General features: G+C 42.0%; 1 protein-coding gene. It reads right to left on the reverse strand.

Annotation, left to right across the window (positions count from 1 at the left end):
• Positions 1-438, reverse strand: a 438-nt coding sequence (yihA, locus tag HC176_RS16640) for a ribosome biogenesis GTP-binding protein YihA/YsxC (protein WP_167920123.1), incomplete at both ends; no start/stop codon positions are given.

Below are 438 nucleotides of genomic sequence, written 5' to 3' on the forward strand. Positions count from 1 at the left end.
CTTTGGGTTTGAGCTTATCAGCCTTTGTAAAGATGATGCAGAAGGGGATTTGATGTTCGCCCATCCAGGTCATGAATTCCATATCAATGGGCTGAGGTTTATGCCTGCTGTCGATAAGCACAAAAGCACACAACATCTGCTCCCTTTTTTCAAAATAGTTGGTAATGAACTTCTGAAAGGTCTTTTTTTCCTTTTTGGAAACCCGGGCATATCCGTAACCCGGTAGATCTACCAGATACCAGCTTTGGTTGATCAGGAAATGATTGATGAGCTGTGTTTTTCCGGGTCTTCCGGAAGTCTTTGCAAGATCTTTCCTGTTGGTGAGGGAATTAATTAGAGAAGATTTTCCAACATTACTGCGGCCAATAAAAGCATATTCAGGCAATTTTGTTTCCGGACATTTGGAAACATCAGAATTGCTGATCACAAATTCGGCCG

Source organism: Tamlana crocina (genome assembly GCF_012037625.1).